This is a genomic window from Exiguobacterium alkaliphilum (genome assembly GCF_018138125.1).
In the GTDB taxonomy this organism is placed as follows: Bacteria; Bacillota; Bacilli; order Exiguobacteriales; family Exiguobacteriaceae; genus Exiguobacterium; species Exiguobacterium alkaliphilum.
This window is the reverse complement of sequence record NZ_CP073101.1, coordinates 1,698,203-1,721,354: the sequence shown is the minus strand read 5'-3', so window position 1 is coordinate 1,721,354 and position 23,152 is coordinate 1,698,203. Positions and strand designations below refer to the sequence as shown.

Below are 23,152 nucleotides of genomic sequence, written 5' to 3'. Positions count from 1 at the left end.
TTACTTCCCTGTCTCGATTAAATAAAAACCCCGTGACATACATTGTCACGGGGTCAAATGTGCTCGGGCCCATTCGACGTCGTTGACGAATAACGCGTCGACGCCGAGCCTGCTGAAGCGATGCAATTGTTCTTCCGTCTTGACCGTGTACGGCCGGACACGGATTCCTGCTTCGACCAATGCTTCGATCTCGGCGTCGGTTAACGCGCGGACGCTCGGATGAAGCGCATTCGCCCCGAGCTGTTTCAAATAGGAGACCGGGTCCGTTATCCGTTTTGAGGACAGGGCGGCAAGTTCATATTCGGTCGTCAACTCGCGTAAACGTCGTAATGTCTCGTGATTAAAGGAAGAGACAATAAGACGCTCGGCTGGAAAACCGGTCCGTTCAACGATTTCGATGAGACGATGCTCGATGCCCCGATAGTGCTCGACATCCGTCTTCAGCTCAAGGTTGACGAGGAGCGGTGTCGGCTTGACCAACTTGAGGAACGCTTCGAGTGTCGGAATCGGTTCCTCTCCCCCGAACCGGAACGCCGCGTTAGCTGTCCGGAGCTCGGCGAACGTCTTGTCGACGACACGGCCACGTCCGTCCGTCGTACGCTCGAGCGATTCGTCATGGATGAGCACGAGTTCCCCGTCCCGCGTCATGTGCACGTCCGTCTCGATGCCGTCCGCACCGACCTTGATAGCGGCCTTGAACGCCGACATCGTGTTCTCTGGGTAGTGCGCCATTACCCCACGGTGGGCGTATAGCTTCATCGGCTCACACTGTGCCATATTTGGCCGTCAAATAGCGCACGAGCGGACGGACCGAGATGTCTTCCCCCGTCACTTCCCGAATCAACTCGTTCGGTGTGAGCGATTTGCCGTGGCGATGCACGTTCGTCTCGAGCCACTGCTTGATCGGACCGAACTCCCCGCTCGCAATCCACGTGTCGAGCTCTGGGTGTTGGGCCCGTAGCGTCTCCGTCAATTGGGCCGCATAGACGAGACCGAGGGCATAGCTCGGGAAGTAACCGAACGAACCGCCCGCCCAGTGCACGTCTTGAAGCACGCCTTTCGCGTCGCTCGGGACGTCGACACCGAGGTACTCTTTATAGAGGCGGTTCCACGCCGCCGGCAGCTCGGCAACGGACAACGTGCCTTGGATGAGCGCCTTCTCGAGCTCATACCGGATGATGATATGAAGGCTGTACGTCAACTCGTCGGCCTCGATTCGGATGAGTGACGGTTTCGCCTCGTTCACCCCGGCATAGAACGTCTCGAAATCGATGGACGAAAGCGGCGGATGCTCGGCTTGTAGGCTCGGGTAGACGCTCTTCAAGAAAGCGACGCTTCGGCCGACGAAGTTCTCGAAGAACAACGACTGCGACTCGTGGATGCCCATCGAGGCACCACCGCCGAGTCCGAGTTCGTCGAGTGCGGCATCGATTTGTTGCTCATACGTCGCGTGCCCCGCCTCGTGCATCGTACCGAACAAGGCGTTCCGATAGTCGGCCTCATCATATTTCGTCGTGATGCGGACGTCCCGACGGTTGATCGTAATCTCAAACGGATGGACGGTCGCATCCAAACGACCGCGGCTCAAATCGTAGTCGACGACCCGCATCCAGTCGTGACAGATTCGTTCTTGCGCCTTCTGGTCCATCGACCAGTCGAGGGGCGCCCCCGCCTGTTTCAGTTGACGGATGAGCGGGACGAGCTCATCGCGCAGTCCTTCGAACAATCGGTCGAGTTGCGCGACCGTCATCCCTGGCTCGAAGTCATAGAGCAACGCGTCGTACGGATGTGACGCATACCCGAAATAATCGGCGAACTTCCGTTGATACGCGACAATCTTTTCTAAATATGGTGCGAACATCCCCCAGTCATCCCGTTCTTTCGCTTTCTCCCAAGCGGTCTCCGCTTCTGACACGAGCGTGACGTACGCCTGGTACTCTTCAGGCGGAATCTTCGCATTGCGTTCATATTGCGTCTTGGCGACAGACAGCGAGCGGGACTCGATTGGCGTCAATCCATCTGCCCCTTCCATCTCGTCGAGCAGTCGTTTGAACGATTCGCTCGTCTGACGCTTGAACGCCTCGGTCGAAAGATACCCGATCGTCTCCGCCCGTAACGGTGCCGACTGTTCCGGCATTTGGGTCCGCATATCCCAATAAAGTAACGAGATCGCCTCGTCGAAGGCGCGCAACTGTTTAAAATGCTCGCGCCACTGCTTTGTCAATTCCATGTCATGACCACCCCTGTTCATTTATCCTTACATCACTACTTTATTATATTCGTCAGCCGTTGCCTATCTCCGCATATGGATTTCGACACGGTTTACATTTATGGAACGGAATCCTGAGCCTTTTGACACTCCCACAGCTAAAGCAGTGGGATTCTGAAGTGCTTGTGCGAGCGCAGTCCATTTCTGTTTTGCTCAAGCCTTCAGATGAGGGTGTGCCATCACCCCTCCTGAGACAGACCATATAGGTTCTCAGGCTGATTGACTGTTACCATCAACCACAGGTCGTTACAGGTGTGTCCACCTGATGTTTTAGCGTCTTTTGCATGACGACAGGCATCGTTTTACCGGTCACATGGTTTCGTGACCGAACCGGATACGATTCTCAAGGAGCGATGGACACGGGCGTTTTAGAGACTTGTACTTGTCTATGGGATATATATACCCGAATGTCGGATGTTTTTCACATCCGAACTCACGTTCATCCCATGCCTAAAGGCGGGCTATGCCCGGTATGGGCTTTCCTGCTCGTATAATCTGTAAAAAAATATTGACCTGTTTCTTGATTTTTCTGACGATTTATTTGTTTGATATCCATTATGGTAGAAAAGTAAACAATAAAGGGGCGAATGTAGAGTGAATCGAACACGGAGACATAAACAACAAACATATATGATGCGACGAATCATTTTTGGCTTGATTTTGCTCGCAATCGTCGCATTAATCCCGGCCCTTGTCGGGTTCAAACGGGAGACGCCCGTCCAACCTTCAATCGAGGCTCCTGTCGTCGAACCGGTCAGTCAAGGTCCGACGTTTCCCAATATCCCGATGAGCGACTGGCGACTAGACGTCATGGAACAAGTAGACGATGAAGAGATCCTCGTCGGCGCGATGACGTTCGTCGATTTGACAGACGGCGTCATTTTACTCGATAAACAAGGGGAGGCCCGTGTTTATCCGGCGAGCACGACGAAATTGATGACGGCACTCCTCGCCTATGAGCAAGCAAGTCTCGCCGGCGAACTCGACCTTCCACTCGTCGAGATCAAACCGTCGACACTCGACATCCCATGGGACAGTCATATCGCACACCTCGCGGTCGGTGACACGTTGTCCGTCCGCCAAGCGCTCTATGCGACGTTGCTCGAGTCGGGCAATGATGCGGCCAACAGCCTTGCCGAGTATGTGAGCGGGACGACGACCGCTTTCGTCGAACGGATGAACGCTCGGGCGGAAGTCCTCGGTTTGACGGGAACGCATTTCATGAATGCCCACGGCTACTCTGACCCGGACCACTACACGACAGCTCATGACATGGCGAAGATTGCTTATGTGTTCGCTCGTTATCCAGAGCTCGTCGAGATTGCCGGCACATATGAGTACGAGGCAAAGTTCACGGACAAGGACGGGAACGGCAAACGTCGTTGGTGGTATCACCTCGGTTCGGCCGTGAACGAGCGCAGCATCCATTACTCTGATTTAGTGACGGCGACGAAGACGGGATATACGGACGAGTCAGGCTACACGATGGTCTTTTTGATGGAACAAGCGGGCAAACAGTATGCGCTCGTGACGATGCAAGCAAAGTCGGGTCAAACGTTCCCGACGATGCGGACGGTCGAACGAATCGCCTTCGGTCGGACGCTCGAATAGAACATACATAGTTAATGAAGGGACTGCTCGAATGAGCCGTCCCATTTTATTTTTTCATCGGATATCCACCACTTTTGTTACAACGAGATGACAACGACGTCTCGACAAGGTGACGAAAATTCAGAAAATTTAAACTTTATACGTGAAAAAAGCAAGGCTCATGCCTTGGTATTATGCGATTTAGAGCCGTTTTTATGAAAAGGTTGCAGTTTGCAATGACTTCCGAGGTCCGTTAAGGTTAGTCATAAGTTCGTCTTTACCGTCCGCTTTCGTCACATTGTGGGAATGAAACCACATTGTCCGAACGGACGATTGAACCATATTTGAATCGCGTACAGGAGGTAATACAATGTTATGGCAAGAATGGGTATCCATCGCGCTTTACCTCGTGATGATGCTCGCAATCGGTTATGTCGCGTATAAACGCACGACCGACTCATCGGATTATATGTTAGGTGGCCGCAAGATGGGGCCAGGTGTCACCGCCATGTCGGCCGGAGCGTCAGATATGAGTGGGTGGATGTTAATGGGACTACCGGGGGCAATGTATGCCACGGGATTATCAGCAATTTGGTTAGCCGTTGGATTGGTCATCGGAGCTTATTTGAACTACTTGTTGGTTGCTCCGCGTCTTCGCGTCTTCACTGAGATGGCGAACGACTCGATCACGATTCCAGATTTCCTTGAGAATCGGTTCCGAGATCACTCGAACTGGCTACGGATCTTGTCTGCGTCCGTCATCATCATCTTCTTCACGTTCTACACGTCGGCCGGACTCGTATCGGGCGGTAAGTTGTTCGAAAGCTCGTTCGGCATCGACTATCAGACAGGTGTCATCGTCACGATTAGCGTCGTCATTTTGTACACGCTGTTCGGTGGATTCACGGCCGTCAGCTGGACGGACTTCGCGCAAGGTGTCATCATGTTCCTCGCGCTCGTCCTCGTCCCAATCGTCGCATTGACTGACGTCGGTGGGATGACGAACGCCGTCAACACGGCGACGGCCATCAACACGGACCTGTTCGACTTATTCAAAGGGACGACGACGCTCGGCATCATCGGTCTCCTCGCTTGGGGACTCGGTTACTTCGGTCAGCCGCACATCATCGTCCGCTTTATGGCCATCAAGGACGTGCCATCGCTCAAGACGGCTCGTCGCATCGGGATGGGTTGGATGACCGTATCGATTATCGGTGCCGTTATGACGGGACTCGTCGGAATCGCGTATTTCCGCGGTCAAGGCAATGCCCTCGCCGACCCGGAAACGGTGTTCATCCAATTCTCGGACGTCTTGTTCCACCCGTTCATCACAGGCTTCTTGCTCGCTGCGATTCTCGCGGCGGTCATGTCGACGGTGTCGTCACAACTGCTCGTCACGTCATCTGCGTTGACAGAAGACTTCTATCGTAAGTTCTTCAATAAAGATGCGAGCGAGAAGACAATGGTCCTCGCTGGACGAATTGGTGTCTTGCTCGTCGGGATCGTCGCGACGATCATGTCGCTTAGCCCGTCGAACACGATTTTGACGCTCGTTGGTTATGCATGGGCCGGTTTCGGTTCAGCCTTCGGTCCAGCGATTCTCTTGTCGCTTTATTGGACGAAGATGACACGCCAAGGTGCGCTCGCCGGAATCCTCGTCGGTGCCATCACGGTCATCTTGTGGATCGTCACTGGATTGTCGAGCGTCATCTACGAGATGGTACCAGGCTTCTTCTTCAGTATGCTTGCCATCGTCCTCGTCAGCACGTTCACGAACCAACGTGAACAAAAACGAATCAATCGTGAATTTTCAGCGATGGAGGCAGAACTTGCTGCCGCTAAAGAAGAATAAGCATCAAAAAGCTCGTCCCGGTTTTACTATCGGGACGAGCTTTTTTATTATGTCGGTTACATGTTTGTAGCGAGTAACCAGACGCGGATGAGGAACGGGACGATTACAAGGACGAGCATGACGTTCCGCAGCGTCCGGTTCCGGTTCCAATAATAAGCCATGAGGACGAACGGGTGTAGCGCGGTCAGTTCATACGGATTGAACCAGAACCAAGTCAAGACCAAGACGATTAAAAAGTAAAGGACCGAACGTTGTTTCGTCGTCCGGTACTCTCGAAACATGTCATACGCCCCTTTGAAGAACGCGATGAACGCGACGATCCAAAAACTGATGACGATTACATTTTCCAATCAAACAACCACCTTAAGAGACATTTTCGATATAGAAGCCGCCCCAATAAATATGACGATACGTAAACTCTTTCCCACTCTCGGCCGTGATCACGATCTCATCTTCCGTCAAGACGAGCACATGGACCGGGATCTCACCTTGCTTGAGCATCGGACTGAATAGACGAAACTGCTTGTTGAGCCATTTGCGTTCTGTGAAATCACGGTAATGATGCAAGGCGAGTGTCGGGTGGACAAGAAAGACGGCGACGAGAAACGCGATGGCCGTCGGGGAAGCGGCTACTTCAATGAGCAGTGACGTGACGAGCACGAGAGATAAGACGCCATACCCGAATTCGAGCAGCTCCATTAAAGAGGCTCGGCTCGCGATCACATACTGGACGACCCGAAATGCCACGTAGAGCAAAAGACTGACCATCACATATTGGGAAAACGGGGCGACACGCATCGAGACGTCTAAATAGAACAAGACCGGTAGCAACATGATCCACTTCCATAATTGTAAGGCGAGGTAAAACAATGATTGATCGATGAAACGACGATTGTGTACGAGCCGTTGCATATCCATGTTTCCCACCTCCGATTAAAAGATGCGATCTTACGAATACCATTCCCCGTATCGAAGAATGCTAACTTGGAATTACACGTTAATCGGATTTTTCTTTTCGCTCGATGCGCGTCGCGTTGAGCAGCCCGCCGATCAAGATGACGGAAGCAGCCAAGTAGAACCAAATGAGCAAGACGATGAACGCCCCGAGTTGGCCATAGAACCGCTCATAGTTTGCATACTGTGAATAGTAGCTGAACACGTTCGAGACTGTCAAGATACCGATGGTAGCGAACGCCGCCCCACCCCAGCTGTCGCGAATCGTCCCGCGGTGACTCGGCAACCATTTATAGACGAGCAAGAACACACTGAACAAGACGAGCGACCCGACAATCCAGCGGAAATAAAACCAAATCTGGGCGTAGGTGGCTACGATATCTTCGATGAAGATGATGTGCGTCGACACTTCACGGAGCGCCGCCTCGACGACCGGGATGACGAGCGAGAACGGAAGTACGAACATGAGCGCGAGCGTCACGGCGATATCTTGGAGCGCACCTCGCAAGAACGATTTGTTTCGAATCAATCGATAGGCATCGTTCAACGAACGGACGAGCGACTGAACCGCCATCGATGAAATCCATAGCGCCGGCAAGATGCTAATCGAGGCGAGACCAAGCCTTGAGTCGTCAAAGATGGATTCGATGTTGCCTTCTAACAGCTCGAAGCTCGTCTCTGGCATGACGAGGGCGAGCGCCTCAATCACATCCCCACTCGAGAACGGCAAAAGCCCGACGATCCCTAGCACGAACAACAGGAACGGGAACGTCGACAAGATGAAATAATACGCGAGCATCGCCGCCTGGTCGAAGAACCGTTCCACGAAAAAACGCTTGAATACAATTTTGAATGTGTGTAGCATGACCCTAATTCTTTTCTTTAGTGTTTTTTAAAAATAAATTCGGTAATTGAAATAAATATTTTATAATCGATTGAAAGCAAGGACCGGATGATGGCCCTTGCTTCGGCTCAACTGATATGTTCACGCTTCGGCTCCCACGCCTCGACGTGCTCCTTGCCCGGCAAGTCGACGTTATCCCGGTTGAAATGCGGATCTTTCCCGGCCCGCTTCTGGGCGACGTAGTCGTCGAGCAGCACCCGGGCGATCTTGCTCAATCGGAAGATGGCGTACATGTTGACGAGCGCCATCATGCCCATGAAGATATCGGCGATCGACCAGACGAGCACGGCCGAGCGGACGGCACCGAACATGACCATCCCGACGACGGCGATCCGATAGATGACGAGGTAGACTTTGCGTTCCGAGATGAACTCGATGTTCGTCTCCCCGTAATAGTAATTTGCCAAAATCGAGCTGAAGGCGAACAAGAGAATCGCGATCGTCATGAGCGAGGTCGCGACCGGGCCGATCTCCGTCAAGAGCGCCTCTTGGGCGAGCTCGATCCCTTGAAGCTCCTCTGAGCCCGGCACACCTGAAATCAAGACGATCATCGCCGTCGCCGTACAGATAAAGAGCGTGTCGACGAAGACGCTGAGCGATTGGATGAGCCCCTGCTTCACGGGATGACTGACCTCGGCCGTCGCGGCCGCGTTCGGAGCGGATCCCATGCCGGCCTCGTTCGAGAACAGACCGCGTCTAATCCCTTGAAGCACGGCCGCACCGACCGCGCCGCCGAACAACTGTTGGAACCCGAGCACACCTTCAGAGAAGATGGCCGAAAAGACGGCCGGGACGACATCAAGGTTCGTCAAGACGACCCAAAGCGCCAACAGGATGTAGCCGCCGGCCATGATTGGAACGATGATCCCCGACAGTGTCGAAATCGAGCGAATCCCGCCGAAGATGACAATGCCTGTCACGACTGCAAGGATGAGACCTACCCATACAGTGTCAATGTCAAAGACGTTGTTGACGGACAAGGCGATGGTATTCGCTTGAACGGAGTTGAACGCGAATCCGAATGAAAATGTAATTAAGATTGCGAAGACGATGCCGAGCCACCGCTGGCCGAGCGCGCGTTCGATATAATACGCCGGTCCCCCGCGCCACGCCTTCCCGTCATGCACTTTGTACACCTGGGCGAGCGTGCTCTCGACGAACGCCGAAGCCGAACCGATCAAAGCGATGAGCCACATCCAAAACACGGCACCCGGCCCTCCGAGCGCGATCGCCGTCGAGACACCGGCGATGTTCCCTGTACCGACGCGGGCGGCCGTCCCGATGGCGAACGCCTGGAACGAGGATACCTGCCCTTTCTCATGCTTCAATCCTTTGACGAACAACAACTTGAACATCTCCGGCAGCATCCGGAATTGGACGAAGCCCATCCGAATCGTGAAGAAAATCCCACCGGCAATCAACACAAAAATGAGGACATACGTCCATAGCAAATCGTTCGCCTGTGAGACGACATCTTGAAAGTCCACGTTACATCCCTCCTCTTTAAGGAGTTCTTACCCGCTCTCTGACAGCGGAAAACGAATCAGCGGCGCTTGACCGCCTCGACGATCCGTTCACAAATCAAATGTGTCTCGAGGCTGTCCTCGGCCCGGACCGACTCGTTCGGTTTTCCGGCGACGAGAGCCAAGAACGACTCAATCATCGACGTGAACCCGCGGCGGTCCAGATTCGACTCCCACGGGTTTAAGGCGTGTTCGAGGACACCAGTCGCGGTATGGTCGTATACGCGCTCGACGTCGCGAGATACTCGTTTCAGCCGCGAAGACATCACTTCCATCACTTCCTCTGTACAGCCGTTGTCTCGGTTCATGATGCCGATCGCCTCGATGCCGCCCGCTGTGAACTGGATCTGCAGCTGCTTTAACGTGTCACCTTCGAACCGCGGTCGGACGGTGAGCGCCTCGATCGGTTGGCGCCCCGTCAAGTAACGGAGCGTATCGACGACATGGACGAAATCCTCTACGATGAACTCTCGAAGCGTCGACGGATTGTACGTCCGATTTTTCTGAATCAGCACCATGTTCGGGTCTTCGACTTCTTTTAATGCAGACGTCGCCGTGGCGAAGCGACGATTGAACCCGGTGACGAGTTCGACGCCTTGTGACGCCGCGAGACGGGCGAGGCGCTCGGTCTCTTCGAACGTGAACGTCACCGGCTTGTCGATGAACACGTGTCGCCCCTGTTCGAGCACGTACGTCACTTGGCTGACGTGGGCGGCCGTGGCCGAATGGATCAATACGGCGTCCGCGTCTTGGAGCGGCGCCTCCTCGAGCGAGCGAGAATGACCGTTGAACCGATACTTTGCAACAAGTTGCTCGGCTTTGGCTGCATCCCGTGAGACGAGATGCACCTCCACCCCGTCGAGTCCAGCATAAACCGGGAGGTACGCCTTCTTTGCGACGGCCCCTATTCCTACGACAATCAATTTCATCGTGATACCTCTCCTTTTCGGTCGACCAAACAAATCCCCCGGGCTCATGCCCAGGGGTGATGTGTCAGCGAACCGCTAAAATTTCAAAGCTTGTGATCGGTTTACGGATCGCATCCGATACGATCTGATACATCTGGGCCAATTGCTCGTTGTCGTTCAAATCGGGCGTGCGGTCGAGCTGGACCTCACACGTCCGTGTCGTCTGCTCTTTGTCTTGAAACGCGTATTCAACGGTATATGTCTGCATGACTCGTCTCCTCTCACGATGTATACGTATGTATAGCCTGTATCGAAATGATTGAAACGCCTCCCCGACACGTCCGGGCCATGCCGCTTCTCGACGCCTCGTTTTCGATTGTACCATGCGGCAGCCTCCAACATCCGACGTCGACGTCGGGTAAGGTGCAATCGCTTGTCAAACGTCACAATCCTTTCTACACTAGACGGATACATCATTTATCGTAGGAGGCAACATATGACATCTTATCAAACGATTCTCGCATTCCCCCTCGGCTTCCTGCTCCTCGTCGGCTGTGCCGCCGAGACCGACTCCGTCACATCGACACCGATCGAGACCGAGTCTCAAGCAATCGAAACGACGACGCCCGAACAAACCGATTCGCCTGAACACTTCGATGGGTTCGAGCTGATCGAAGTCGACGGTGGTGATTTATCCGGCGAGCGGAGAGCGAACGTCGTCGTCGATGTCGGCTATGGCGACCGGACGTATTGGGCGTTCACGAATGAATTCGGTCAGCTCGTACGCGTCATCGCCGATGAGATCGTCTTGCAAGACGATACCTCGGAGGACGTCAACGCTTCGGGACGCTACTATGCGGACGAGGCGAAAGTACCGGGCACGGAGCTTCCCGAGCTCGATGAAGGCCACGTCATCGCCGACTCGCTCGGAGGCGTCTCGAACGCCTATAACATCACTCCCCAAAACAGCACGCTCAACCGGCACGGGGACCAAGCCTATATGGAGACGATGATTCGCAACGCGGGCGGCGTCACCGACTTCGAGGCGCTCATCACTTATTCAACCCCTTCGACCCATATCCCGTCTCACTATCAGTATACATACACGCTGAACGGGAACATCATCGTCGACAGATTCGACAACGTCAACCCGGACGACGTGAACGCGGCACTCGGATTGACCGAGAAGTCGCCACAGACCGCTCGGCCCGCAGACGAAGGCGACGTCTCGACCGTCGACACGAACGGCAACGGACACGTGACGATAAAAGAGGCGAAAGACGCCGGCTTCACGATGCCGATCACGCGTGACCATTGGCTTTATCCGTACATGCGTGACAACGACAACGACGGCATGGTCGGCGAGTGACGAACCGTTCATGAAACGACGCCCCTCCTAACTGGGGCGTCGTTTTCGTCTCGTCAGACCGCTTTCTTTTGCATCCATTTCATCAAGTTCGAGGTGACACCCCGCGGCAAGAACCGCTCCCCGAAGACGAGCGACTTGTTCGGTAACCCATAGATCGCGACGACTTTCCCTTTTTCCCATGCCCTGTAGCCGAACTCGGCCACGTCTTTTGCCGGGACAGGCTGGAACCGCTCGAACAGGACCGATTTCTCGAGACCGGTGACGTCGGCGAACCCGGTCTCCGTCGGCCCAGGACAGAGCGCGGTCACGGCGAGCTCAGAGGCCAACGCCTCGGTGAAGGAGAGCACGTACGCCTTCGACGCATAATAGACCGCCATCAACGGGCCAGGCTGAAAGGCGACAATCGAGGCCAAATTGATGACGCCTCCATGCCGACGCTCGAGCATCGCCGGCGTATACAGACGGGTGAGTGCCGTCAACGTGACGATGTTCACTTGCAACATATCGTGATTCTTTTGCACGTCCGTCTCTGTAAAATCACCATAGTCACCGAAACCGGCATTGTTGACCAACACATCGACATGTCGTCCGCTCGACGACGTCTGTGCATAGAGCGTGGCCGCACTTCCTGGCAACGACAAGTCGAGCATCCGGCATACCGGTACTTCATCTTCTCCTCTGACCAAGCCGTCCCCATCAAAATCGGACCCCCGGCCATTGATTCTTCGGTCGAAGCGTTCAACGTGTTCCGGAGGTGTGCGCTCAACTATTTGGCTACGACACCGACCGACACGTCTGACTATCCGGACAAGATCGTCCTCATGTGGAGTACGGTCCATGGCATGGCGCAATTGATCGCGAACGGGAACCTTGTGTACGACGGTGACGAGCTCGACTGGGTCGAATCGATGTTAGCGCTCTATTTACAGGGTTGACGTCCGTCCTGTCTCACATACAAAAAAGACCGTCGACGTGTCGACGGTCTCGAACCGCCCATGTGGCGGTTTTTTTATTACTCTTCTGTGGCCGCTTCGACCGGACGTCTCGGCGGACGCTTCCCGAAGTATTGATAATACTGTTTGTATCGTTCCATCAGTTATCCATCACCATCTCTCGCTATACGTATGAAATAAAATGATTGGGATAACATCATAAATTATCCACTTAGTGTGCAATGAGGTGTGCAATAGTATGATTTCATTCTACTGTGCAATATTATTTAATCTATTGAGGAAAGTTGTTATTTTATTTGTTACTATTACAACTATAGTTAAAATGATGACTTAATACATATTAAATTATTGCTAAGATAGCTAATTATTTCTAGAGGAGACATATAATTTGTATAAAAAGTTAACTCACATTAAAAAGCAAACTCTATTTTTTAGCTTTATATTTATTATCTTAGTTTTTCCAACTTCAAAGGTTTTGTTGTGGATAAGCTCATATTTAGATTGGAAACAAGAGATTGGAATTGCAGATTTAGTAAATGTTTTTCTTGCTATTGTCACTTTTACTGCAGTTCGATATTCAAAAATCGCTGCTGAAAGCGCAAAAGAGTCAACCGATCTCACCAGACAAACAATTCTTCATTCTGAAGAGCAAACAAAATTACTCGTGCTCGAATATGAAAATACCCATAAGCCAAAACTGATTCCAAATAGACGTAACTTTCAAATTCCTTTTTTAAAAATCCCGACTGAAACAGGTGATTCATTTAAAGAATGGAGTTCAGTAATTGAACTTACCTTAACTAACGTTTTTAATGGAAATGCTTACGATATTGAAGCGTGGATCGAAATTCCTCTCAATAAAATAGCTAATTATGATAATTTAAAAACTCCCAAATCCTATCACGGTTTTTTTAAACACAATTATTACTTTACGATTAAATTGCCTAGTCCTGAGAACAGGATTCAAAAAATGCTATTTATATCCAAAAAACCATCTTTATCTTTAGATGATCCCAGATTGTATAAACAGTCGCATATGGTCTTTATAGATAACGAACCAAAGTTCACCACCCCGGTCTTAAAAAGCAATGAAGACATGAACATTGAAATTCCACCACACGTTTTAGCCATCTTGTCTGATCATATATATAGAATGTTATATGAATCAAGATTTAATCAGACAACCGATATGCAATTAGTGATTAAATATAAAACTAGCGTTGAAATAGATACCAACACTTTCAACTATAGAAAATACAAAATTAAACTATCAAATGTACACGTTATTAAAATTAATGGTCATTATTCCATTAACTTCAATATTGATTTTGATTTCTTAGATTAATGAAATTTCAAAATTTCCAGAAAACATTTGGCTATCCATAAATCCTTCTCATATCAAAGGTTCACATGGTTAATACTTCGTTTTATTGATTGTTTACGAGGGTAATTTAGCATTAACACATCACCTGTTTGCGGCATGGGGAGGAATCGGAACATGCAACTAGCTATCATCGGCACCAAAGAAGAGATCTCTGAAATTTTGAAATTTGTTGAAGGTATGCGAGTAACGTCTAGGGGGGAACGCGTGATCCGAACTGAATTCACATCCCGAATAGAAGAACGGACTCAACTCCAATTTGATATTCCGAATCACACAAATGAGAAAGCGAGCTCTCTATAAAATGAGGGCTTTTTCTTATGTCATTTATCATACCCTGATTTATTTATATGGACACATGACTATTTTCAATCTGGAGACTATGCTCAGAGTGAGGTGATCATTATTCCAAGGCCAAAGAAACATATCAGAAGAGCCATTCCTGAAGAATTGAATTGGGTGGCCAATAAGTTAATGTATATGCTTGGAACCAGAGACGTCATATTTAGCATCGAAAAAATCCTGTCCTACAAAGTTCACCTACACGTTAAAAGTCGTGGGGAATTGTTCTCGATTTTTTTGAGGTTTAGCGGAAGGTTTGAAAATCAAAAAGTGATATATAGGGAGGACTTTATTGAATCTGTAATTTTAGAAAGTGATGAACTCGAAGCCGAGCTAACTGCAAATGTCTAAATCAGGTTTTCTAGTGTGTTACTATGTTAAATATGAAATATAGTAAACTGGGGGCACTATGATGGGAATAGATGTATTGCTCGGTCTAATTGATTGGAACCCTTCTTTTGGAATTACAGACTTGGTTGGTATAGTAGCGGCAGGATTGACACTTTGTGCAGTTTTTATTAGCAGCAAGGCGGCGAAGAGTGCAGAACAATCTTCACAAGCTGCTAAAGAAGCTACTAAGCACACTGAAGAGCAAACTAAACTTTTGAAAGAACAGTATGAATATAGTCTAACTCCAAAATTACTTCCTGATACTTTGACTATTCACCAAGATCCCATTACAGTTACTAGATTTGGAGAATCTCCTCTTTATGGAGACGTGAAACTAAAAGTAAAGAACGTAGGAAAAGGCAATGCCTATTACATTCGAGCTTGGATTGAATTAGACGATGTCGATAAATTGATTGCCAAAAAAAAATCAATAAATTATTCGCACTTAGGGTTTGATACATATTCTTATAAAATGGATTTTCTACCTGAAGATCAAAGTGGTACTCAAAGGCTTCAGGTGGACGAAAACTTAATAGATGGGGTGAAACAAATCCGGTCTAGTATTAGAAATTTCGACATAGTCCATATAACCACACCATGGGTAGCTTTGAATGAAAATCAGTATTATGATTTTCCTGTATTTGCATATATCCAAGCATTACTATTACATTGCTTCTTAGATGACAAACAATCAAATAATTACAGATTCTCCTTGTATATAACTTATAAAACGGAAGCTCAATTAGGTACGCATGACGAAACCAAAACAAAATTTGACATTTATTATTCTCATGGAAAAGCAACTTTCGGATACAAAGAATCAAGTGCTACACTTACCCTATTTTTCTTGCCAACCAAATCTTAGTGGCAAAAAAAATCCCTCCACTCGTGAACTGAGCCCTGTTTTACGGACAGTTTAATAAAAAGTGCCTCGAATTCTATGCGGCGATCAGATGGCCCCGGTATTGCTCCGGGGTCATCTTTTTTAGGTTCCATTGCTTGCGTTCGCTGTTGTAATAGTCGATGTAGGAGTCGACCATCGAACGAACCTCGCTGAGGTCCAGTGCCGATCGATGGTCGACATGATCTTTCAGATGTCCGAAGAAGGACTCGATCGGTGCGTTGTCGAGACAGTTCCCCCGACGTGACATGGACTGGACCAATCCCAGCCCGCGAATCCGTGACTGATAGGCGGGATGGGTATAGTGGAACCCTTGGTCCGAATGGATCATCGCCTCGGGATGTAAGTTCCCGTTGAGGTGCTCTTCGAGCTTCCTCGTCGTCTGAAAGACGAGGTCCATGTGAAGGCTCGTCGACAGATGGTGCGCCACGATCTCACGTGTCGCCACGTCCTTCACACACGAGAGATAGACGTTCTGGCCCTTTCGTGTCGGGAGATAGGTGATGTCCGTCACGAAAACCTTGCCCGGCTCGTCTTGGTCGAACTGACGGTTCAGACGATTCGGTACCGTCCTGTGCTCCTGTGTCGCCTTGGCGAGCTTCCGATATGCGTTTTTCGTGCGGATTTTCGTGACGATCCCGTATTTCCGCATCAGCCGAAGGATGCGTTTATGGTTCATCGGTGACCCGATGAGGTCGAGCACCTCCATATAGAGCCCGCGATACCCGATCCTCCCGTGCCTGCGATCATGGAGCTGTTTCAGGAGAAGATAGTCCGCGTAGTCGCGCTCTTCCCGGAGGGAGTCTTCTTCCGCACGCTTGAGCCAGGCATAGTAGCGGCTGCGGCTCACACCCGCGATTTCGCAAAGTGGACGGACGAGGTTCTTCAGACGGAACGTCCGGAGGACGGTGTTGATGACCTGATATCGCTCCGTCGGTGTCAGTCGGTTCGCTTCACCTGCCCCTCGAGCTCCTCTAGCTTTTTTAACAGCTCGTTCTCCGCCGTCAGGTATTTGATGCGCGCCTCGGCCTTGGCGAGTCGTCGCTCGAGCGAGTCATCCTGCTTCGGACGCCCGCCCGCGTTCGATTTCCCGCGACGGTCGGTCAACAGTCCCTCCGTGCCATAGGTATGATAGGTCTTGCGCCAGCGTCCTAGGGCGGACTTCGCCTTCACACGCCCAATCACCGTCAGGTCGAAACCGGCCTCCTCAAAGATTTGGGAAGGGCCTTTCCCTTCCTGATTCTCAAGGACGGCCCGTAGCTTGAAGTCGCCCGTGTACTGGATCGATCGGTCCGAGACCGACTCCACGTTCGGATTTAACTCGAGCTGTCTGATCTGATGTTCGTTGAAGATGATTTTACTCATGGATGCGTTCCCCCGTCTGAATGAATAGGTTCATTATATCGATTCGACCGCACGCAAAAAACCCTGAATGAGCACTTTTTATCAAGTGTCTATCATTCAGGGTTCAGTTCAGACTTCACTAAATGGATTTATTTTCACTTCTGATTTAAATCCAAATATTCTAAAGCGATTGTTTTAATTTTTCCATAGCTTCGATTAATTAGTTCAATTGCAGAAATATGATTCGTACCACTAAAAACCAAGTAGTAATCTACACTGACAGTAGATAGGTGTTCAATAGGAATAGGGCCATTATCACTCCCGATTATATTCATGTCGGTAGGACCACTGAAAGTAACATTTTCAAATTGAACGCTAGCATTGCCAGTTTCTATTTTTAATTTTGATACATGAACACTTTTATGCGCATCACTTACCTGCAACTTTCTATGCTTCTGATCGTTATTTAATTTCCCTACGTACCCAATAACGTTATTTGACTTATCACTAAAAGATTGCTTTTGCTTTAACCATTGATAGATATTCTTATCTAATGCCTTTACCTTCTTTACAAGTAATTTTTCTTCAAAGTTTTTTTCAGAATCACTAATCGGAAAATAAACTCGTTTTCGTTCCTTGTCTACTTTTTCTGACATTGAATCATCTTGTAAAATGGCGTATTTATTTTCAAAAATATCAAAGGCTATGTAATCTAAAATTCTCATCATATCGCCGAATAGGTAAGATAAAGTATGCTCTAACTCATAATCAAACACTTTGTTTTCGAAATCGTAATTTTTTACTTTCTCAGAAACGACTTGATGATGTTCATCAAGCTTTCTGAGTAAATAGTTTATTTCATCCATTATTTCTACTCCTTTTAATTGGATATTTTTCTAATTGTAGCATTTTTTTAACTATATAATCCCACATATAAACATTAAGGAGTGAATATCATGGCAAATATCAAAAAAAACGAAAAGACCGGTAAATGGGAGGTGCGACTCTCCCTCGGGTTCAACGAGGAAGGGAAGCGCGTGCAGCGCTATTTTTCCGACGAACGTAAAAAAATCGTCGAATACTGGGTCGCCGATCAAATCCGGGCGCAGAAAGAAGGAGAATTCCTCAAGGTGCGGCCCAAGGGACGTGTCGGCGAGGTACTCGATGACTGGCTCGAGTTTTACATCAAGACGACGATGGCCAAGACGACGTACCACTCGTACACCAGCTTCGTCGAAAACGTGCCGGGCTGGTTCAAACGTCTGAACATGGACAACGTGAAACCGCAACACTGTCTACGTCTGCTCCGTGAATATCTCGACGCCGGCCTACAGCCGAACACCGTCAACATTCGCCGGAGTGTCTACGTCGGTTTCTTCTCCTGGGCGCGCCGTCTGGACTATTACAAAGGCGACAACCCGATGGCTGCCGTCGAGAAACTGTCGGAGGGATTGAAGGAATACAAGACGCTCACGCCAGACGAGCTGAGACGTTACCTCGAGACGGCGGATGAGACGATGGCGAACGGTTATCGTACAGCGGTCCACCTGATCGCCTATACCGGCATGCGTGCCCGAGAGGCGACGGCGCTCCGTTGGTCGGACATCGATTTCGAACGCAAACAGATCACGATAGCGCGTACCGCCATCGAGACGAAAGGCGGCTATTCGTTCGAGCAGACCAAAGGGAAGAAGGTCCGGGTCGTCACCATCCCCGACCAGTTGATCCGCTTCCTCGAGAAGTCTCGGCTCAGGCAGAAGTATGATATGGTCAAGTTCGGATGGCGCAACGACGAGGACCTTGTCTGCCTCGGCATCAAGGGCGCCTATGTCTGGTACTCCGGGTTACGGAGACGCCATACCCTGACCGTCAAAACGGCCGAGATTCCTGAGATCACGATGCGTGAGTTACGACATACCCATGCGACGCTGCTCATCAAGGCCGGTGTCCATGCGAAGGTTATCCAGGAACGATTGGGTCATGCCGACGCCAAAACGACGATGGATATCTACGCTCACGTATTGCACACTACTCAAGGAGATACGGCCGAGCTCTTCTCTACTATGATCGAGGACGTAAAAAAACCGCTCTAGGGAGCGGTTTTTTTGTGTCTGCGGCAGAAAAAAATAAATAGTGTGCAATAAGTGTGCAATGGATGATTACTTACCCCCTAAAAACGGCTCTGTTGAGCGTCTTTTCGGACGTAAACCATAATATTGATAGTACTGCGTCTCGATATTCCCGTTATACAGCTTGCGGCGTTTCGTCGCCGGGCGGCCGTACGCCTTCTCGAAGTCCTCATAGCTCGTCAACATGTAGACGCTATAGCCCGGATACTTATCAAACTGACGGCCGATCCGCTCGTACAGGTCGATAATCTCGTCCTCGGTTTGCAGACGCTCACCGTAAGGCGGGTTCCCGATGATGACACCGTACTCTTCTTTCGGCTTCAACGCGGCCGCGTCACTGTGGACGAACGTGATGGCGTCACGGACGTCGGCGAGCTCCGCGTTGTCTTTGGCGAGCTTGACCATACGCGGGTCGAGGTCGATGCCGTAGATTTTGAGCGGTTTGTCCCACTCGGCTTTTTCGTTCGCCTCGTTAATCGCCTCGTACCAGGCCTTCTTCGGCACGCACGGCCAGTCTTGTGAGCAGAACTCACGGTTGAGGCCCGGTGCGATGTTGCGGCCGATGAGCGCCGCTTCGATCGCGAGCGTCCCCGAACCGGTGAAGACGTCATAGAACGGCATGTCCGGCTTCCAGTTCGTCAGCTGAATCATTGCCGCGGCCATCGTTTCCTTGAGCGGTGCCTGTGAGTGGAGCTCACGGTAGCCCCGACGGTGGAGCGCATCCCCTGACGTGTCAATCGTGATCGTCGCCACATCTTTCAACAAGGCGACTTCGATCGGGTAATAGGCGCCCGTCTTCGGGAGCCACTCGCCCGGTTTGTTATAGCCGCGTTGCATCGCGTCGACGATCGCCTTCTCTGTGATCTTTTGACAGTCACGGATCGAGAACAGCTTCGATTTGACCGAGCGGCCGTCGACGATGAAGCGAGCGTCCCACGGCATGAGGTCGGTCCACGGCAATTCGACGACACCGTCGAACAGCTCCGTGAACGTCGTCGCTCTGAACTCAGCGACGACGAGCTTGACGCGGTCGGCCGTCCGGAGCCACAAGTTCAAGCGTGGAATGTCTTCCATCTCCGCGTCGATATAGACGCGTCCGTTCTCGACTTCGCACGTGTAGCCGAGGTCGCGCACTTCTTTGGCGACGAGCGCCTCAATTCCCATCGCTGCGGTGGCGATTAATTTACGTTTTGCCATCGTATCCCTACTTTCTATGTGTTCGTCCTAAAATGGTCAAGTAAAAAGGAGCTCAAGTAGGATTGCTTGAACTCCTGGTCGATGTTTAATGAGAGACTATGCTGCCCTGTAAGCCATGTTCTGTACTCCGGTGCTCGTAGCGGTCTCCCTGGCACGATGGAGTGACAATCATCTATCTGCGCCGTTTGGCGCCTTCCGTCCCGTTCGGTTCCAGTCGGGAAGTTCCCCTACCATAGTTTGGGTTTCTCGCTCGTGGGGTTTACCTCGTTCCACTCTGACCGTTTCCGGACAGACTCCGTCACTGTGGCACTTTCAAGAAGCTTGCACCATATCCGAGGACTTAGGTGCTTCTTCTGCCGTCAACTTGCGTTGCCTACACTTATCGTTTCGTGTAGCACGATCACTACAGCCATCACAGGCTGTGCGAGCATGGACTTTCCTCAAAGCTTGCGCCCCGCGATTGTCCAGACCTCATAGTCACCTCAATCATTGTAGCCGATAAACGTCTCGTTGACAACCGACAACCTGAACTTGATTTTCATGGCCGTCAGCGCTAAAATAAGGCGTGTTCCATTGAACAAGGAGGGATTTTGATGCGTCAAGATGCAAAGAACGGTTGGATTCAACGGCTGACCTATGTGATTGAAATCGATGACATTAAAGCGCTCCACCTGAACAACGGCGTCTTCGCCTTCTATCGTAAAAATCGACTCGTCCAAGGGTTCGAGCCGTTCGACATTAAAGCACCGAATGAGATGTCTAAGCGGCCGTATCATTTCGATCATCACAACTTGGCCCATCTCCATGAACGTTTCCCTGAATCGATTCCGATGTATGATGCATCGATTCAGACGCGTCGTGCTTGGAGCGATCTCGTCCGCGCCGGCTTGTGCGACATCATCGCCGACGGGAAGTTAAGTTTTGAACATATCGATGATAACGGGAACGTGCTAGAAGCGAGCATTCGTTGGATTGGTGAGCCCATTACCATCGACTAATATATGAAACCACCACCAAGTGCGACGTGTCGGACCAGGTGGTGGTTTTTTATGTTGCTTCAATCGTTTCCGTCGCCTCTTCTGGTGGTGGCGGTGGCGGTGTGAACGTCGTCGAGACGATGCGTTCGGTGAGGTCGGTCGGTTTCAGGATGACCGTCAATTTATTGGTCGTATCGCCGCGGACCGGGAACGTGCCCGGAACATGGAGCGCTTCGTACACGGTCTTGCCGCTTGCGTCGAGAATGGTGACCGTGCCTTTACGTGTCGTCGTCACCGAGAACGTCGCCTCGTCGGTCGCCTTCACCGTCACATTCGTTTTAACTGGATTGACATACGTGACGTTTCGGCTCGACGTGCGCTTATACTTTCCATCCGTCACGACGGCCGTTAGCCGATATTGACCATTCGGCAACCAGTCGCCGCCGGCGTACATCGTGAACGCTCCCCCGTTCGCCGGGAGCGTCTTCACTTTGCGCGTGCCTTGATAGAGCGTGTACGTCGTCTTCAAGTTCGGGCGGTTCATGACGGAGAGTTTGGCTTCTTGGACGTATCGATTCGTCAATGTCGCCGGAGCAGACACGCTCACCGGGCGCGGGGTCGCATCAAGCAACCGTTTCGTGTTCAGTTCCGTATACGACTTCCCGCTCACGCGCGGCATCTTTTGAATCAACCCGTCGATGTCGGTCGGTGTCAGAAACGGGTTGACCGATTTGACGAGCGCGATTCCCGACGTCACCATCGGCGCGGCCATCGACGTCCCATCCATAAAGATAAAACTGTTCTTCAAGCCGAGCGATAGGACGTTCACACCCGGTGCGACGACCTTCACTTGGCTGTCCATGTTCGAGAACGCGGCGAGCCGATGTCTCGAATCGACGGCACCGACGGCGATGACTTCTTTCATATTGGCCGGGAACGAGACTTTCGTCGCGCCGTCATTGCCAGACGAGGCGACGATGACGACACCTTTCGCCCGGGCCCGTTTAATCGAATCGGCCAGCACCCGGTCGTAGTCTTGGCCGCCGAGCGACAAGTTGATGATCGTCGCCCCTTTCGCGACCGCCGTATCGACGGCTTTGGCGACGGTCCAGGAATCCGTGAACTCTGAGTTTCTCCCATAAAAGACGTTATAGAAGTGATAGCGGACGTTCGGGGCGAGACCGGCGATACCGTACTTGTTGTGAAGGCCTGACATGATGCCGGCCGTGTGCGTACCGTGATAGTCGACACTATACGGCCCTTTCATCGAGTTGACGACACGCGGCACGTTCAACAGCTCCCGATGGCTACGGTCGGCCGATGAGTCGATGAGCGCGACGACGATATCGCCCGACCCTCTCGTCGTGTTCCACGTCAAGTCGGTCCCGGTCTGTTTGATGTAATATTGGTTTCCGACGCGCGGCTCCGCGACGACGTAGCCGTGTTTCTCCAAGATGACAGGTTTGGCGGCCCAGGCTGTCGTCGGGACGAGTAATGCCAACGCCGTCAGTAAAATCATTTTCTTCATCGCCTTACGCTCCATTCACACTTCATAAGATGGGACCATTATCTCAAATTTACGATACGATTTCCCTTTTTTCATAAAAAAAGAGTATGACATTTTTCCGACAGTTCACCAATAGTCAAGTTTGTCGGGATGCTCCATCTCGAAGTCGACGATTTTTCCGATCGTCAAATACGTATAATACCGCGCCAGCTCCGTGCGATACGGGTCCGGGGTGAACCCTTCCAAGTCCTCTCCGAGAGGCGACCCGTCAATCGTCTCGAACTGTTGGCAGAAGAACGATTCCGTCTCTTTGTTCCAGATGATCGTGTCCCCGATATACCCGCTTCCGAACCGGATATAGTCGATGACGGACGGGACGATCACTTCGGCAGGCAACCGCTCGCTCATCCGGCCGACGAGTTCATAGCGGTCCCGCTCTGCGAACGTCGCCTCTTCAAGTGACGTACACTTCAACACTTCTTTATTGATCTCGATTAAGACGATATAGTCGCCAGACTCAATCGACAGCTTCATCTCATCACCTCGTCTCCACATCCCATTGTTAACTCTATCTTAACAAATATTCGGAGAAATGCGCCGAAATCCTGTCAGCCTGTACAAATTTTCCATTCGGTTCATTCAATCTACATGAAGAAAACGGT

The 23,152-nt window shown here is 50.9% G+C and carries 22 protein-coding genes and 1 other RNA gene; 8 read left to right on the top strand and 15 right to left on the bottom strand.

Annotated elements, in window-relative coordinates; all coding sequences use genetic code 11:
• Positions 1–45 precede the first annotated feature (45 nt).
• Positions 46–777 (bottom strand): glycerophosphodiester phosphodiesterase, encoded by a 732-nt coding sequence (locus KB235_RS08880; protein WP_246514158.1) that lies wholly within the window; start codon positions 775–777, stop codon positions 46–48.
• A complete protein-coding gene (locus KB235_RS08875) occupies positions 764–2,230 on the bottom strand; it encodes a carboxypeptidase M32 (RefSeq protein ID WP_211779421.1) in 1,467 nt (488 codons plus the stop codon). The genes KB235_RS08880 and KB235_RS08875 overlap by 14 nt, the downstream gene beginning before the upstream one ends.
• 633 nt (positions 2,231–2,863) lie before the next feature.
• On the opposite strand from KB235_RS08875, the gene KB235_RS08870 reads away from it, so the two are divergent.
• Together KB235_RS08870 and putP are read left to right on the top strand one after the other, a co-directional pair.
• Positions 2,864–3,880 (top strand): D-alanyl-D-alanine carboxypeptidase family protein, encoded by a 1,017-nt coding sequence (locus KB235_RS08870; protein WP_246514156.1) that lies wholly within the window; start codon positions 2,864–2,866, stop codon positions 3,878–3,880.
• A 349-nt stretch (positions 3,881–4,229) separates the two neighbouring features.
• Entirely contained in the window at positions 4,230–5,711 is a 1,482-nt protein-coding gene (gene putP / locus KB235_RS08865) for a sodium/proline symporter PutP (protein ID WP_211779420.1), read from the top strand.
• 56 nt (positions 5,712–5,767) lie between these two features.
• Here putP and KB235_RS08860 read toward each other — a convergent pair whose 3' ends face one another.
• The 6 genes from KB235_RS08860 to KB235_RS08835 all read right to left on the bottom strand — a co-directional run bounded on the left by KB235_RS08860 (position 5,768) and on the right by KB235_RS08835 (position 10,268).
• A complete protein-coding gene (locus KB235_RS08860; RefSeq protein ID WP_211779419.1) occupies positions 5,768–6,061 on the bottom strand; it encodes a hypothetical protein in 294 nt (97 codons plus the stop codon).
• Positions 6,062–6,074: 13 nt separating this feature from the next.
• Positions 6,075–6,629 (bottom strand): hypothetical protein, encoded by a 555-nt coding sequence (locus KB235_RS08855; RefSeq protein WP_211779418.1) that lies wholly within the window; start codon positions 6,627–6,629, stop codon positions 6,075–6,077.
• 79 nt (positions 6,630–6,708) lie between these two features.
• Positions 6,709–7,530 carry a YihY/virulence factor BrkB family protein gene (locus KB235_RS08850; RefSeq protein ID WP_211779417.1) on the bottom strand — a complete coding sequence of 274 codons (822 nt, stop codon included), beginning with the start codon at positions 7,528–7,530 and terminating at the stop codon, positions 6,709–6,711.
• 107 nt (positions 7,531–7,637) lie between these two features.
• Positions 7,638–9,056, bottom strand: coding sequence for an alanine/glycine:cation symporter family protein (locus tag KB235_RS08845; protein WP_211779416.1), 1,419 nt, complete (start codon positions 9,054–9,056; stop codon positions 7,638–7,640).
• Between the two features lie 56 nt (positions 9,057–9,112).
• A complete protein-coding gene (locus tag KB235_RS08840; protein ID WP_034814945.1) occupies positions 9,113–10,021 on the bottom strand; it encodes a Gfo/Idh/MocA family protein in 909 nt (302 codons plus the stop codon).
• Between the two features lie 64 nt (positions 10,022–10,085).
• Positions 10,086–10,268: a hypothetical protein gene (locus tag KB235_RS08835; protein ID WP_034814943.1), complete on the bottom strand. Its 183-nt coding sequence runs from the start codon at positions 10,266–10,268 to the stop codon at positions 10,086–10,088.
• Between the two features lie 228 nt (positions 10,269–10,496).
• Between KB235_RS08835 and KB235_RS08830 the strand changes: the two genes are divergently transcribed.
• Entirely contained in the window at positions 10,497–11,369 is an 873-nt protein-coding gene (locus KB235_RS08830; protein ID WP_211779415.1) for a DNA/RNA non-specific endonuclease, read from the top strand.
• Between the two features lie 53 nt (positions 11,370–11,422).
• Here the strand turns inward: KB235_RS08830 and KB235_RS08825 are convergent, their stop codons facing one another.
• Positions 11,423–12,055 (bottom strand): SDR family NAD(P)-dependent oxidoreductase, encoded by a 633-nt coding sequence (locus KB235_RS08825; RefSeq protein ID WP_211779414.1) that lies wholly within the window; start codon positions 12,053–12,055, stop codon positions 11,423–11,425.
• A gap of 57 nt (positions 12,056–12,112) precedes the next feature.
• On the opposite strand from KB235_RS08825, the gene KB235_RS15825 reads away from it, so the two are divergent.
• The 3 genes from KB235_RS15825 (at position 12,113) to KB235_RS08810 (ending at position 15,300) form a co-directional block, all read left to right on the top strand.
• Positions 12,113–12,304 carry a TetR-like C-terminal domain-containing protein gene (locus KB235_RS15825; protein WP_211779413.1) on the top strand — a complete coding sequence of 64 codons (192 nt, stop codon included), beginning with the start codon at positions 12,113–12,115 and terminating at the stop codon, positions 12,302–12,304.
• Between the two features lie 406 nt (positions 12,305–12,710).
• Entirely contained in the window at positions 12,711–13,667 is a 957-nt protein-coding gene (locus tag KB235_RS08815) for a hypothetical protein (protein WP_211779412.1), read from the top strand.
• 790 nt (positions 13,668–14,457) lie between these two features.
• Complete coding sequence (locus tag KB235_RS08810) at positions 14,458–15,300, top strand: hypothetical protein (RefSeq protein ID WP_211779411.1); 843 nt, start codon at positions 14,458–14,460, stop codon at positions 15,298–15,300.
• Between the two features lie 73 nt (positions 15,301–15,373).
• Here KB235_RS08810 and KB235_RS08805 read toward each other — a convergent pair.
• Positions 15,374–16,701, bottom strand: a protein-coding gene (locus KB235_RS08805; RefSeq protein WP_420842133.1) for an IS3 family transposase whose coding sequence is annotated in 2 segments (ribosomal slippage) — positions 15,374–16,323 and positions 16,323–16,701 — 1,329 coding nt in all. Because the reading frame shifts where the segments join, the coding sequence is not laid out codon by codon here.
• 134 nt (positions 16,702–16,835) lie between these two features.
• Positions 16,836–17,546 (bottom strand): hypothetical protein, encoded by a 711-nt coding sequence (locus KB235_RS08800; protein ID WP_211779410.1) that lies wholly within the window; start codon positions 17,544–17,546, stop codon positions 16,836–16,838.
• A 90-nt stretch (positions 17,547–17,636) separates the two neighbouring features.
• On the opposite strand from KB235_RS08800, the gene KB235_RS08795 reads away from it, so the two are divergent.
• Entirely contained in the window at positions 17,637–18,773 is a 1,137-nt protein-coding gene (locus tag KB235_RS08795; RefSeq protein WP_211779409.1) for a tyrosine-type recombinase/integrase, read from the top strand.
• Between the two features lie 66 nt (positions 18,774–18,839).
• Here the strand turns inward: KB235_RS08795 and KB235_RS08790 are convergent, their stop codons facing one another.
• Positions 18,840–20,006 (bottom strand): THUMP domain-containing class I SAM-dependent RNA methyltransferase, encoded by a 1,167-nt coding sequence (locus KB235_RS08790; RefSeq protein ID WP_211779408.1) that lies wholly within the window; start codon positions 20,004–20,006, stop codon positions 18,840–18,842.
• A 104-nt stretch (positions 20,007–20,110) separates the two neighbouring features.
• Positions 20,111–20,478: RNase P RNA component class B (rnpB, locus tag KB235_RS08785), an RNA gene on the bottom strand.
• Between the two features lie 121 nt (positions 20,479–20,599).
• On the opposite strand from rnpB, the gene KB235_RS08780 reads away from it, so the two are divergent.
• Entirely contained in the window at positions 20,600–21,004 is a 405-nt protein-coding gene (locus tag KB235_RS08780) for a hypothetical protein (RefSeq protein WP_034814935.1), read from the top strand.
• A 49-nt stretch (positions 21,005–21,053) separates the two neighbouring features.
• Here the strand turns inward: KB235_RS08780 and KB235_RS08775 are convergent, their stop codons facing one another.
• Both KB235_RS08775 and KB235_RS08770 read right to left on the bottom strand, forming a co-directional pair.
• Positions 21,054–22,511, bottom strand: a complete 1,458-nt coding sequence (locus KB235_RS08775) for a S8 family peptidase (RefSeq protein ID WP_246514154.1) — start codon at positions 22,509–22,511, stop codon at positions 21,054–21,056.
• 105 nt (positions 22,512–22,616) lie between these two features.
• Positions 22,617–23,024, bottom strand: a complete 408-nt coding sequence (locus KB235_RS08770; RefSeq protein WP_034814932.1) for a hypothetical protein — start codon at positions 23,022–23,024, stop codon at positions 22,617–22,619.
• Positions 23,025–23,152: the final 128 nt, after the last annotated feature.